Here is a 12,558-nt window from a genome sequence, read left to right on the forward strand (position 1 = left end):
ATTTAGTTTAATTTCATACATGGTGGCCAGCAAAATACCAATTTTACCTGCAGGAAAGCCATTGGAATGATACCAAACCAAGTAAAACTCAGGTAAATCACAAATTAACCTTCCTTTGTATTTACCATAAGGCATTCTAATATTCACCAGTTCTAATAAGATTTCAGGATTCATTAATTAAATCTTTTTTACAGAAGGTCGATAAATAAACTGAAGATAAAGCAATGCAAGCATAGTAAGTGACCCAATCACGTAAAAAGTGAGTGGAATCATGGCAACATCGCTAACAAACAAAGCGCCTGCAACAAAAGCACCGAGTCCGATTCCAGCTTCAAGTGCGATGTACATGGTAGCAATGGCTTTCCCTCTATAATCAGGGTGACTAAGATCCACAATCCAAGCGGTTATTGCCGGCGACAACATTCCGGTAGCAATCCCATAAACTGCGGAAGAAAACATCAGTGCCATAGCAGAATCAGCCCTAGCAATCAAAATCATAGCAATCACCAATAAAAATAAAGAAGATTTAATAATTTTCACTCTACCAATTCGATCAGATAGTTTACCTGATAAAAACCTTATCAAAAGAGATGAAATGGTGAAAACCATAAAAAAAAGGCCCTTATTATTCACGCCCAGATGACTACCCCAATCAGAAATAACGGTAAGAATTGTTCCATAGCTGAGATAGGATAAAAAGGTGACTATTGCCCCTGGCAAAACCCTTAATTCAATTAATTCAGTCCTACTCATCTTCAACATTGAAAAATTGAATGTCTCCTTCTTTTTTAGGGTTTCTTTCATATTCATCAGAATAATAATAGAAAAAAGCGCAATAAAAGATGAACAGTAAAACATGGCATTTATTGAAAATTGTTCGGTTAATTCACTTCCAATGGCAGGCCCAACAGCTAAACCTGTACTAAAACACAATCCGTGGATCCCCATAGCCTCACCCCATCTATTGGCAGGCACGATATCGGCTACATAAGCTGCAGTTGCGGTAGGCTTAAATCCTGTGGAGAAACCATGAAATAACCTCAACCATAAAAAACCGGCAACTGTTGTTAGTAGAGGATATAATAAACCACAAACCACACAAACTAAAGACCCTATAGCCATTACCGGAACCCGTCCAATTTTATCCGTTAACTTACCACTAAATGGCCTGGCAATTCCAGCTGTTATGGTGAATAGTCCGATGATATACCCTTTATACTCCGCCCCACCCATGCTACTGAGGTAAGCTGGCAGTTCAGGTATAAGCATATTAAAACTAGCTGAAAACAGAAATGAGCTCAAACAAAGCAGGCCAAATTGTAAATTATAGATCGGGTGTTTGAGCGTAGACATAAAATAGGGTGAAACAAAAGTAAGCAGAATTTAATCGATAATTTTTGAAATAAGAAGATCAAAAAAAATGATTTAATTAAAAAATATTGAATTATTTCGTGGAATGTTAATAGTTTTGCGACGCGAAATAACCATCTATGCGTCTCCTTAAACTCATTACTTTTACAATCCTCTTTTTAACGTTAGGTTCCGCTTTCGGACAGACTAGCTCGGCCTTAAAAAAGCGTAAGGATGTTATTAATAAAGAAATTGAGCAGCTCAAGAAAAGCAGAAGTAAAATCGACAAAAGCAAGAAGCTTTCTCTCAATCAGATCAATTTATTAAATACCCAAATCAGGTTAAGGGAGGAAAAGATTGGCACTATAAATACGGAGATTAAAATGCTGGATACTAAAATTATCAGCAATACTACAGAGGTTAGAACGCTACAATCGAATTTGAATAAATTAAAAGCTGAATATGCTAAAATGATTGTTTTTGCCTTCAAAAATAAAGGTGCTTACCATAAATTAATGTTTCTTTTTGCTGCTAAAGATTTCAATCAAGCATATATGCGGCTTAAATACATACAACAATCGGGGAAGTTTAGAAAAAAACAGGCAAATACGATCCAAAACACGCAAAGTACCCTCAAGAAAGAGATATCGATTTTAGACCTTAATAAAAGGGAGAAAAGCAATTTATTGATGGATCAAATAACAGAAAAACAAACCTTAGGAAAGGATAAAGTACAGCAATCTAAAATCCTAAATACATTAACGAAACAGGATAAAAATCTTCAGCAGCAGTTATCAAAAAAACAAAAGGAGGCTGCAGCATTAAACAATGCCATTCAGGCGGCAATTCAGAAAGAAATTTTAGCAGAACAGAAAAAAGCCGCTGAACGCGAAAGACTTGCCGCTGAGGCAAAAGCAAAGGCCAACAAAACGAAAACTACGACACTTGTAAGCGAACCTACAAAGAAAATTACTTCTGAAGCAAAAGGATCCTCTATCTTAGCATCAAGTCCTGCAGATGCCAAGCTCTCCTCCTCTTTTTTAGGCAGTAGAGGGCGTTTACAAAAGCCAGCAAAGGGAATTATTACTCAAGGATTCGGACAGCATAAATACAATAATATCACTATTTTTAATCCGGGAATAACCATCAAAACTGATCCTGATGCCACAGTTTCGGCAGTTTATGGGGGTAAAGTTAGCAAAGTGATTTTTCTAGTAAATTCCTATACGGTGATTATTAGACATGGGGAATATTTTTCCATCTATTCAAAGCTAAAAAACGTTAGCGTCTCGGGAGGGCAGGAAGTCCAAGCGAGGCAATCAATCGGATCAGTGGCTACCGACCAATCGGAAGGGCTAACAGAGATGCAATTTCAAATCTGGAAAGGTGGAACTCCAGTAAACCCATCTAGTTGGATCCAATAACAAAGCGTGTAAATTATTTTAAATTGAATATCCAATTTCGATTCTCTTAAAAAATTAAAAACTGTACCTTTGCAAATTGTATAATTATTTTTAACAAACAATGTCTGAACAAAGAGCAGTTCTAGAGCTTTGGAAAAGCAACTGGCAATCTTCCGATTATAGAAAAAAATTAGTTGTTGGATTAATCCTAATTTCTTTCATTCTACTATCTCTGCCTTTTTTTTATCAAGCAATTGAAGAGAGAAATGGTATTAGTTTTAACGATTATTTATTGGCATGGTTGCCAGCCTACGATCTATCCTTGTTTATTTTTGCAGTAATTTGGTCTATGGCTCTACTAACTTTTAGCCGATTTAGACAAGATCCAAGTATTTTTCTTACATTTTTATGGGGATTTATACTGATTAACCTATCTAGATTCATAAGCATCGGACTTTTTCCACTAAATGCACCCGCTGATTTGATACCAATACATGATCCAATTAGCAACCAATTTTATGGGCCTAAATTTATAACCAAAGACTTATTTTTCTCTGGCCATACTGCTGCAATGTTTTTAATGTTCTTATGTTTAAAGAAGAAAACGGATAAAATTTTAGCCCTTATCGCAACTATTTTTATTGGAATTGCGGTTTTATTACAGCATGTACATTATACTATGGATGTGGTTATGGCGCCGGTAATTACTTATTTTCTTTGGATAGGATCCAAAAAAATCGTGAATTCTTAATTCAATTTTAGTCCTTTTTTGAATTTTCTTCTATTAGCAATTGAATTATTCCATCAACTAAACCCACTCTAGGAACAAAAATTTGCTTAACACCACCCCATTTCATTACGCTAAGATATATTTCGGCGGCAGGAATAATTACATCCGCTCGATCATGGTTGAGTCCCAAAACATTAATTCTATCCTTCAAGGAAAATGAATTCAGGTAATCATAAAGTGATTTCAACTTTACTACTGAGAGTGCCGTTCCATCTTTTTGATCAGACATCCTAAATAATTTATTGATATTCCCCCCCGTGCCAATCCCTGATAGATTTTTGTGATTCTGCGCCTGATTCTTTACCCATTCCTTCATTTCTGCCCAAGTTTCATCTTTGTCTTGATTATCAAGAATGCGTATACCTCCGAGGTTAAATGAGCGCGAGGCAATCATTTCTCCCTTGCAAAAAACAGAAAGTTCCGTACTACCACCACCAACATCAATGTACAGGTAATTTTTCTTAAGATCTAAAGTCTCCTCAATATGGCTTGCATAAATAATTTTGGCCTCTCTTTGCCCTTCAACAATCTCCAAATCAATCCCTGCATCCTTTTTAATTCTTGCTACAATTGCGGCTCCATTACTTGCTTCACGCATAGCCGACGTAGCACAGGCCATGTATTCACTAACCTTATAAACATCAATCAAGTTTCGAAAAGCAACCATTGTTTTTAAAAGCTCATCAATTTTCTTAGGTGAAATTTTCTTGTCTAGAAAGGCATCGTCACCTAACCTAAGGGGCACGCGAATGAGTGTGTTTTTTTTAAAAGTAATAGCTTCTTCATTAAACTTGATATCAGCTATTAACAACCTGACAGCATTCGATCCTATATCAATAGCGGCGTATCTCAATTTATTATTTCTTATATTTTAGATAATGATAAATATCAGTCTGGGCTCTAACAGATACTTTACTTTTAGTCTTGCGGTAACGATTATTATTCAGCTTATTAATTTCTCTGGCCTTTGAATTATCCTTTAATTGGATATCAATGATTTTAAGAATTTCTAATTTTACTTCCTGATCTAGAATTGGAAAGCCTACCTCCACCCGATGGTCCAAATTTCGAGCCATTATATCAGCTGAAGTAAGATACACTTTTTCTTCTCCAGAATTAGCAAAAATCCAAACTCTTGCATGTTCTAAAAAACGATCAATAATGCTAATTACCTCAATGCGTTCACTAAATCCTACAACTCCCGGAACAATGCAACACATCCCCCTAATAATTAGCTTAATAGACACGCCCGCATTGTTGGCTTCATATAGTTTAGCAATTACATCTTCATCCGTCAAACTATTCATTTTCAGAATGATGTAGGCATTCTTACCTACTTTTGCATTTTTAATTTCATGATTAATTAAACTATTGAGCTTCTGCCTGCTCTCAAGCGGAGAAACAATCAAGTGCTTATAACCCTTATAAAAAGTTTGTGTACGTAATCCCTCAAATAGTTTAACAAGCTCGCTATTTATTTCTGGGTTAGCCGTAAAAAGACTATGATCACCATATAGCTTGGCAGTTTTTTCATTGAAATTACCTGTAGCAAGGTTTGAATAGTAAATATCTTTACCCCGCTCATGCCGTTTAACAAGGCAAATTTTAGAATGCACTTTATAGTCAAGAATTCCGTAATTAACAATTACCCCCTCCTCCTCGAGCCTATTAGTCCAATAAATATTAGCCTGTTCATCAAACCTTGCCTTAAGCTCCAAAAAGCAATACACCTTCTTCCCGTTTTTTGCCGCATTAATTAATGCATGTATTACTCTTGAATTTTCGGCAAGTCGATATAAGGTTATGCTAATCTCTTTCACTTTAGGATCGATAGCCGCTTCCCTCAAAAAATGGATGATATAATCAAAAGACTGATAAGGCAGGTTAATTAAGTAATCACGTTTAGCAATTTGCGCAAATATGCTGCTCATAATCGACAATCCCTGAACGGGAAGCGAAGGCATAGGTAAATATTCAAGGTTCTCGTCTCCAACATTTGGAAAACTTATAAAATCCTTAAAGTTATGGTACCGATTGCCAGGAATTAATCCATCGGTATTGAGATCCAATTTATCAACCAGATAGTTTACCATATCTAGTGGCATATCCTTATCATAAAGTAAACGCATTGGCCGCCCCTTACTCCTCTTATTTAAGCTCTTCGTTAGGGCTTCAATAAATTTATCACTAACATGCTTATCCAAATTTAGCTCAGCATCACGTGTAAGCTGTATCGAATAAGATTCTATTTGATCATATTTAAAGATGAAAAATATCTCATCCAAACAATAGCGAATGATATCATCAATTAACGTAATAAATTTTAACTTATTAGACTCAGGAAGGACCAAAAATCTATTGGAACCATCAGTTGGGATTTCTATTAAAGCTAGTCGCGATTTCTCAAGATTCTTATGTTGTACAAGCCTTACAAAAAAATAAATGGCGCGATCCTTTAATTCAGGAAATGGTTCATTTTTATCAATCATAACAGGAACAAGTGTAGAAAGCACCTTTTCTCTGAAATAATTTTTAACATATAAGCCGCGTGAAACATTTAACTGCTGCTCATTTAAAATAAATATTTTCTGTTGTTCAAGCTCTTTGAGGATAACATCTCGGTACAAATAATTGAACCTATGCTCCTGTTGAACTACAATGTTTTTAATCTCGTTTAATGTTTTCCGAGGATTAAAACCCAATAATTCCTTTGCTTTGGTATTTAAACTTGAAAGCCTATTGAGCGTTGCTACCCTAACACGATAAAACTCATCTAAATTGGACGAGAAAATTGCCAAAAAACGAATACGCTCTATTAATGGGACAGTTTTATCAGCAGCCTCCTGCAATACCCGATCGTTGAACGACAACCAGCTAATCTCTCGATTTATAAGCGGAATATTCTTTGGCATGTGATAAAATAAACAATCCCGTTTCTAATAATACGGGATTGTAAAAATTAAAAATAAATATTAATAAACTATTAAGTCCAGATTAAATCTAGTGCCCAAGGCTACAAAAACACAATTATTTTAAACTCTAATCCTTGTTTTTTAGCACTTTGGGGCTCGCTGCAGATGCTTTATTTGTCCTTGGTAAGGCCTTAGCTCCTTCTACTTTTTTAACACTAACAGTTTTTGTTTCAACTGTAGCAACTTTCGTAACCGTTTTTGGAGCGCGAGTATTTGAAACCTTCGTCACTTTTTTTGCTGTAACAGCTGGAGTCTTAGCCACCACAACTTTCTTATCTTTTATCAAATTCGAACTGCTTATAAGAGGCTTTTTAGCAGGCTTAAGTGGCGCTTTAGCTTTAGTAGTAACAGAACTCTTAATCCTTTTGATTTTGATTTCTTCAGCTTGCTTCACAAGCTTATCTTCCACTGCTAGCTTTACCTCATTATATTTTTTAGATATTTTTTTTGCTAGTTCCTTACTTGTTTTTTTAACTTCTTTTGAGAAATTTTCAGCATCATAACCCAAACCTTTTAATGCATCCAAAAATTTATGGGTGATAGAAATTTCCAATTCTTTCTTCACTGTTTTTTGAGCTGTTTTTTTATCAGCTTTGTCTGATATTTTTGATTTGTTAGCTTTCATAATCTTTCTAATATTGATTGTATCTTTGTAATGATTTAAATATATTGAAAAAATTGTTTAAAAAACATAATTATGCCAACATTTGATATAGTAAGTAAGATTGACGGTCAAACACTTGACAATGCAATCAATACCGCAAAAAAAGACATCCTAAACCGCTATGATTTTAACGATTCAAAAAGTAGCGTTGAACTCGATAAAAAAACCAATGAAATTACCATCATAACGGAGAACGATATGCGCCTAAAAGCTATCCAGGACGCAATTATTACACGGATGGTGAAGCATAACCTTGACCCTTCGAGCATGGATTTAGGAAAGGAAGAATATGCTTCAGGAAACATGCTTCGTAAAGAAATAAAGATTAAAGAAGGTATTGACAAGGAAGTTGCAAAAAAAATCGTTAAAAAAATCAAAGATAGTGGCTTAAAGGTTCAAGCATCTATCATGGATGATCAATTGCGAGTACAGGGCAAAAAAATTGATGATTTACAAGCTGTGATTTCACTTTGCCGTACCGAGGATTTCGGACAGCCTTTGCAGTATATCAATATGAGAAACTAGCCTCAAGAAATTCGTAAAAAACTGAATAACAATCAGAATAAATCTAAGAGTTACTCATTAGATCGTTTTCACAAATTTTGTGTCATATTCATCAATATCCATAATATACGAATTTTGCGTCAAAAATTCGAATAAATGTTTCGCTTCATTTGAAACGGGCATATTTCGGGTAGTGATGATTTGATTGTTTTCCTTATCTAAATAGGGATAGGCATAAAGCTTCACATTCTTGCTGAACAGATCGCTAATGTAAGCTAAAAGCTCATCCGTATAGTTCTCACTATAATTTTTAGAGTTAAAAATATTTTTTAGGTTGGCAATATTAGTTGAAATACCTACACTATTAGGGCTACAACGCGAAAGATACTGGGCAAGTTTATGATTTCGAGTAAAATCAGATACAATTACATAATTTCCTGTCGCACAAAGCTCTTCTGCACGCTTCGCGAATTTTTCTAGCTCCTCATTACCCAATTCAGATTGATCATCCAAGAAATTATTCATGAGCACCTCAATCAAAACAATGAGATTCTTATCATCCACGTTTTGTGTCCGCTTAAATTGTTCTACAGCCTTATTGAAAAGGTCGAAATTAGGAGTAGATTTTTGTCCGAATTTGGTACGTAAAATCATGACATCCTTTTTGTAAAGTACATCCTTCGACTGGCGAGCTTGCCCTGTTTGATCGAAAATAGCGGCGCCAGAGAAACCCTTAGCAATTAGATAAAGGTTCACTAATCGATCATTTGAACCCTTAAACTGGGGTCCGCTTAGGCTAATTAAATCTATTTCTACCGAACCCACGGTTAAATTATCAACCAGCGACTCAATCATGTGCTGAATATTATCGTGGTAGAAATAAGCTGCATAAACCAAGTTTACGCCCAAAATACCTAACACATTTTGTTGTAAGCTTGAATCACTATCCAATAAACGAACATGAAAAACGATATCATTGGGCTCGCCACCCGGAGTAAGCTGAAAACGAATCCCGAGCCATCCGTGCGGATCATTAGTTTTATTAAAATTTAGGGTAGTTACCGTATCGGCGAAAGCGAAAAAAGTTTTGCCTTCATATTTAGGACCAATTAAACGTTCGGATAACAATTCAAACTCATGCTGAATCATTTTATCGAGCCTCGATTCAGAAACATATCTACCCGATTCCTCAGCACCATAAATCGAATTACTGAACACCATGTCGTAGGCCGACATCGTTTTAGCAATGGTCCCAGAAGCAGCACCAGCAGTGAAAAAATTACGTGCAACCTCCTGCCCCGCGCCTATTTCAGCAAAAGTTCCGTAAATAGATTCATCCAAATTTATCTTGAGTGCTTTCCTCTTATTCTCTAAAATTTCTCTAGGCATGCTACAAAATTACGTTTTTTGTGCTTGAAGCTAAAATTTAGAAAGAGAAAAGACAATAAAATTGATGCATGTCTTGAAAATAATCATTCAAATGTTAATTTCTAAATCGAGGTTGCATCATAATAGATTTTCAACTTCTCCATCTTTAAACCAAATGAGTAATTTCAATTTGATATTCGTCTTCATTTTCAAGTATATTTACACGCAGCATACACTTTACGATAATTTCGACGAAAACTAATCGCTATTTAGAAATAAAATTCGACCCTGAAATTTAAAAAAAGATGATAACAAGACCTGAATTGTTAAGTGAAGATTTTAAATATCGAATTAAAATACCCATTCGCTTTGCTGATATAGATGCATTTGGACATGTTAACAATGCCATTTACCTCACCTATTTTGAAATTGCACGATCATCCTATTGGGATGAAATAATTGAGTGGAATTGGGATGAGGCAGGAATAATTATCAGACGTGCTGTTGTAGATTATTTGAAACCTATTGTTTTTACGGATGAAATATACGCTTATGTAAAAACCTCAAGAATAGGTAATTCGAGCTTCGACATAGAATATATTCTTGTCAAATTAATTGATGGTAAGGAGGAAATCTGCACAAGTGGTGAAACAATGTGTGTTACTTTTGATTACAAAAGCCATAAGGCTATTCCCATTCCACTAAAGCAGAAAACTAAAATGGGCGAGAATTAATTTCATAAATCTTTAACTATTTCACAGAGGCCAAATTACTTGAATCCTATCTTCTGAAAGTCAGTTCAATAGCCGAATTTCTAACTTCTGCACCCAATGGAGGATTCATTTTACGGATGGAAACACGAATAAGCTGGACAGTTAAAAACTCATGGCGGATGCGTTCAAGTATCGAATGTGCCACAGTTTCAATGAGTTTTCTTGTGATCTTCATTTCTTCGGATGCAATCTCAAAGAGTCTCACATAATTTACAGTATTGGCCAATTCATCTTTCCCATCATCAAAAACCTCAAGGATAGCATCAATATCTAAGATAAACTCGGTACCCAATAACTGCTCTTCAGAGTAAAAACCATGAAATGCAAAAAAACGAATAGCTTCTAAACTTACTTTTTGACTGATAGTTCCCATGTTTACAAAAATATGAATTTATTTAATCTAAGATGTTGGTAGAATCTCAACAAAAAAAAACAAGAATTAGAGGAGAAAATATTACCTTCAAATCCAATTAACAATTTGAAATTAAGCGGAAACAATAAATCATGAAACGTATCTTTTTAATCAGTGCATTTTTAACATGTTCCATTAGCTATGTAAATGCACAGAGAGCAAGTCCTAAAGACACCGAAGTTTGGACGCCGGTACCAAAAGAAGTCGAATTAAAGAGCAGTCCCACGCCAATACAAAAAGCTCCCTCAGATGCTATCATCTTATTTGATGGAAATAACCTTGATCAATGGATATCTGTAAATGATCAATCTGCAGCAAAATGGACCCTAAATGATAATAGCTTCACCGTAAAAAAAGGCACTGGCAATATTCAAACCAAGAAATCATTCACAAATTATCAATTACATATTGAGTGGTTAATACCAGAGAATATTACAGGTAGCGGACAAGGAAGAGGTAATTCCGGAATTTTCTTGGCATCAACAGGCCCTGGTGATGATGGTTATGAGATTCAAATACTTGATTCATACAAAAATACAACTTATAGCAACGGACAAGCAGGAAGCATTTATAAGCAAGCCTTACCATTGGTAAATGCCACTAGAAAGCCCGGAGAATGGCAATCTTACGATATTTTATGGACGGCTCCTCAATTTAATGAAGATGGAAGCTTAAAAACTGCTGCCAGAATTACTGCTTTTCACAATAACGTTCTTATTCAAAATAATACTGAAATAAAAGGAGAAACAGTTTATATCGGTGCTCCATTTTACAAAAAACATGGCCCCCTACCCATAAAATTACAAGACCATGGCGATCCGAGCGAGCCCATCAGCTTCCGTAATATTTGGATCAGAGAACTGTAACAAGGGCAAAATAATTTCAAAAAATACTCTCTTTCCTACGAATAACAAGGAAATGAGTTCGGAATGGAATAATTCTTAAACCTTCTATGCAAAGAATTTATGCCCTGTGAATTGATTTTCACAATGCATTTCAATCGTTTATTGTCCGATTTCTTGGCTTGAATATTGATTTAAACTCCCAAAATACACGAAGATGAAGACCATATTTTTATATGCTAGCCTAATTGCTTCAATTTTTCTAGTGAATTCATGCGCTTTAAATCCGGTAACTGGAAAAAAACAACTCGTTTTCATGTCGGAGGAGCAGGAAATTGCAATGGGCAAAGATGCTGACCCACAAATTGTTGCGCAATATGGGCTTTATGAAAATAAACAACTTCAAGACTTCATCACCCAAAAAGGGAAAGATATGGCAGCCATCTCGCACCGTCCCAATTTAAATTATGAGTTTAAAATTTTGGATTCAGAAGTCCTAAATGCTTTTGCTGTCCCAGGAGGATACGTTTATTTCACAAGAGGCATTATGGCACATTTTAATAATGAAGCCGAGTTTGCGGGAGTCTTAGGTCACGAAATTGGACACATTACAGCTAGGCATTCTGTTTCGCAACAAACAAAGGCGGTTTTAGGTCAGGTGGGACTCATAGGAAGCATGATTCTTGTTCCGCAAGTAGCAGAATTTGCAGAACCCCTCTCCCAAGGCTTAGGTTTATTATTTTTAAAATTCGGTCGCGATGCTGAACGTCAGTCTGATGAGCTTGGTGTTGAATATTCATCTAAAATTGGTTATGATGCAAAGGAAATGGCGGGTTTCTTTAATACGCTAGAAAGAAAAAGCAGTGGAACTGAAGGAGGAGAGCTCCCAGACTTTTTGTCGACGCACCCTAATCCAGGCTCGAGAAATACTGCCGTTATGAATTTATCTGTGGAGTGGAAAAATAAGTTAAAGCTCAACAATCCAAGTATTAATCGCGATAGCTATTTAAGAAAAATTGAGGGATTGGTTTATGGAGAAGACCCGAGACAAGGTTTCTTGGAGAATAATGTCTTTTATCATCCAGAATTAAAATTCGAATTCCCGACACCACAAGGCTGGAACTATCAAAATACGCCGCAACGTGTACAATTGGCACCAAAAGGTGGCAAAGCAATTTTAATGATGACTTTAGCGGGAGGCACTAATTTGCAGTCGGCGGCTGAAAAGTCGATTGCCGATTATAATTTAAGAGTAATTGAATCTGTTACAGTAAAAATAAACGGACTAAATGCCATTTCGATACTGGCCGATGTAAAGCCGAAAGAAGGAAAAGAAGATTCAAACGTTAGAACGTTAAGCTATCTGATAGCGCACAATAATGCCATTTATCATATCTTGGGTGCAAGTTCTATAGCAGATTTCAATACCTATTCCGCCTATTTTTCTCAAAGCATGAAGAACTTCAAGGAATTGAAAGAT

13 protein-coding genes are annotated in these 12,558 nt (G+C 35.7%); 6 read left to right on the plus strand and 7 right to left on the minus strand.

The window, feature by feature from the left end; all coding sequences use genetic code 11:
- Together ACILQF_RS05210 and ACILQF_RS05215 are read right to left on the minus strand one after the other, a co-directional pair.
- Window positions 1-174, minus strand: a 174-nt coding sequence (locus ACILQF_RS05210) for a DUF3820 family protein (protein ID WP_395626367.1), incomplete at its 3' end; no start/stop codon positions are given.
- A gap of 3 nt (window positions 175-177) precedes the next feature.
- Complete coding sequence (locus tag ACILQF_RS05215; protein ID WP_395626355.1) at window positions 178-1,353, minus strand: MFS transporter; 1,176 nt, start codon at window positions 1,351-1,353, stop codon at window positions 178-180.
- A 137-nt stretch (window positions 1,354-1,490) separates the two neighbouring features.
- Here ACILQF_RS05215 and ACILQF_RS05220 point away from each other — a divergent pair, with 137 nt between their 5' ends.
- Window positions 1,491-2,774 (plus strand): murein hydrolase activator EnvC family protein, encoded by a 1,284-nt coding sequence (locus tag ACILQF_RS05220; RefSeq protein WP_395626356.1) that lies wholly within the window; start codon window positions 1,491-1,493, stop codon window positions 2,772-2,774.
- Between the two features lie 100 nt (window positions 2,775-2,874).
- Window positions 2,875-3,504, plus strand: a complete 630-nt coding sequence (locus ACILQF_RS05225; protein ID WP_395626357.1) for a phosphatase PAP2-related protein — start codon at window positions 2,875-2,877, stop codon at window positions 3,502-3,504.
- A gap of 7 nt (window positions 3,505-3,511) precedes the next feature.
- On the opposite strand, the gene ACILQF_RS05230 is transcribed toward ACILQF_RS05225, so the two are convergent.
- The 3 genes from ACILQF_RS05230 to ACILQF_RS05240 all read right to left on the minus strand — a co-directional run bounded on the left by ACILQF_RS05230 (window position 3,512) and on the right by ACILQF_RS05240 (window position 7,140).
- Window positions 3,512-4,396, minus strand: coding sequence for an exopolyphosphatase (locus ACILQF_RS05230; protein WP_395626358.1), 885 nt, complete (start codon window positions 4,394-4,396; stop codon window positions 3,512-3,514).
- A 4-nt stretch (window positions 4,397-4,400) separates the two neighbouring features.
- On the minus strand, window positions 4,401-6,455 hold the full coding sequence (ppk1, locus tag ACILQF_RS05235) for a polyphosphate kinase 1 (protein ID WP_395626359.1): 2,055 nt from the start codon (window positions 6,453-6,455) through the stop codon (window positions 4,401-4,403).
- A 127-nt stretch (window positions 6,456-6,582) separates the two neighbouring features.
- On the minus strand, window positions 6,583-7,140 hold the full coding sequence (locus ACILQF_RS05240; protein ID WP_395626360.1) for a hypothetical protein: 558 nt from the start codon (window positions 7,138-7,140) through the stop codon (window positions 6,583-6,585).
- A gap of 72 nt (window positions 7,141-7,212) precedes the next feature.
- On the opposite strand from ACILQF_RS05240, the gene ACILQF_RS05245 reads away from it, so the two are divergent.
- Complete coding sequence (locus tag ACILQF_RS05245; RefSeq protein ID WP_395626361.1) at window positions 7,213-7,704, plus strand: YajQ family cyclic di-GMP-binding protein; 492 nt, start codon at window positions 7,213-7,215, stop codon at window positions 7,702-7,704.
- A 57-nt stretch (window positions 7,705-7,761) separates the two neighbouring features.
- On the opposite strand, the gene ACILQF_RS05250 is transcribed toward ACILQF_RS05245, so the two are convergent.
- A complete protein-coding gene (locus tag ACILQF_RS05250; RefSeq protein ID WP_395626362.1) occupies window positions 7,762-9,072 on the minus strand; it encodes a nicotinamide mononucleotide adenylyltransferase in 1,311 nt (436 codons plus the stop codon).
- Window positions 9,073-9,356: 284 nt separating this feature from the next.
- On the opposite strand from ACILQF_RS05250, the gene ACILQF_RS05255 reads away from it, so the two are divergent.
- Complete coding sequence (locus ACILQF_RS05255) at window positions 9,357-9,785, plus strand: acyl-CoA thioesterase (RefSeq protein WP_395626363.1); 429 nt, start codon at window positions 9,357-9,359, stop codon at window positions 9,783-9,785.
- Between the two features lie 46 nt (window positions 9,786-9,831).
- Here the strand turns inward: ACILQF_RS05255 and folB are convergent, their stop codons facing one another.
- On the minus strand, window positions 9,832-10,197 hold the full coding sequence (folB, locus tag ACILQF_RS05260) for a dihydroneopterin aldolase (RefSeq protein WP_395626364.1): 366 nt from the start codon (window positions 10,195-10,197) through the stop codon (window positions 9,832-9,834).
- Window positions 10,198-10,328: 131 nt separating this feature from the next.
- Here folB and ACILQF_RS05265 point away from each other — a divergent pair, with 131 nt between their 5' ends.
- On the plus strand, window positions 10,329-11,102 hold the full coding sequence (locus ACILQF_RS05265) for a DUF1080 domain-containing protein (RefSeq protein WP_395626365.1): 774 nt from the start codon (window positions 10,329-10,331) through the stop codon (window positions 11,100-11,102).
- A gap of 193 nt (window positions 11,103-11,295) precedes the next feature.
- On the plus strand, window positions 11,296-12,558 hold a 1,263-nt coding region (locus ACILQF_RS05270; protein WP_395626366.1), incomplete at its 3' end, for a M48 family metalloprotease.

The sequence above is a fragment of the Daejeonella sp. genome (genome assembly GCF_044232565.1).
GTDB lineage: Bacteria > Bacteroidota > Bacteroidia > Sphingobacteriales > Sphingobacteriaceae > Daejeonella.

Coding starts and splice junctions, on each gene's coding strand:
- ACILQF_RS05250 (WP_395626362.1), bottom strand. CDS start 9,072: ATGCCTAGAGAAATTTTAGAGAATAAGAGGAAAGCACTCAAGATAAAT.
- ACILQF_RS05215 (WP_395626355.1), bottom strand. CDS start 1,353: ATGTCTACGCTCAAACACCCGATCTATAATTTACAATTTGGCCTGCTT.
- ppk1 (WP_395626359.1), bottom strand. CDS start 6,455: ATGCCAAAGAATATTCCGCTTATAAATCGAGAGATTAGCTGGTTGTCG.
- ACILQF_RS05220 (WP_395626356.1), top strand. CDS start 1,491: ATGCGTCTCCTTAAACTCATTACTTTTACAATCCTCTTTTTAACGTTA.
- ACILQF_RS05265 (WP_395626365.1), top strand. CDS start 10,329: ATGAAACGTATCTTTTTAATCAGTGCATTTTTAACATGTTCCATTAGC.
- ACILQF_RS05255 (WP_395626363.1), top strand. CDS start 9,357: ATGATAACAAGACCTGAATTGTTAAGTGAAGATTTTAAATATCGAATT.
- ACILQF_RS05240 (WP_395626360.1), bottom strand. CDS start 7,140: ATGAAAGCTAACAAATCAAAAATATCAGACAAAGCTGATAAAAAAACA.
- folB (WP_395626364.1), bottom strand. CDS start 10,197: ATGGGAACTATCAGTCAAAAAGTAAGTTTAGAAGCTATTCGTTTTTTT.
- ACILQF_RS05225 (WP_395626357.1), top strand. CDS start 2,875: ATGTCTGAACAAAGAGCAGTTCTAGAGCTTTGGAAAAGCAACTGGCAA.
- ACILQF_RS05245 (WP_395626361.1), top strand. CDS start 7,213: ATGCCAACATTTGATATAGTAAGTAAGATTGACGGTCAAACACTTGAC.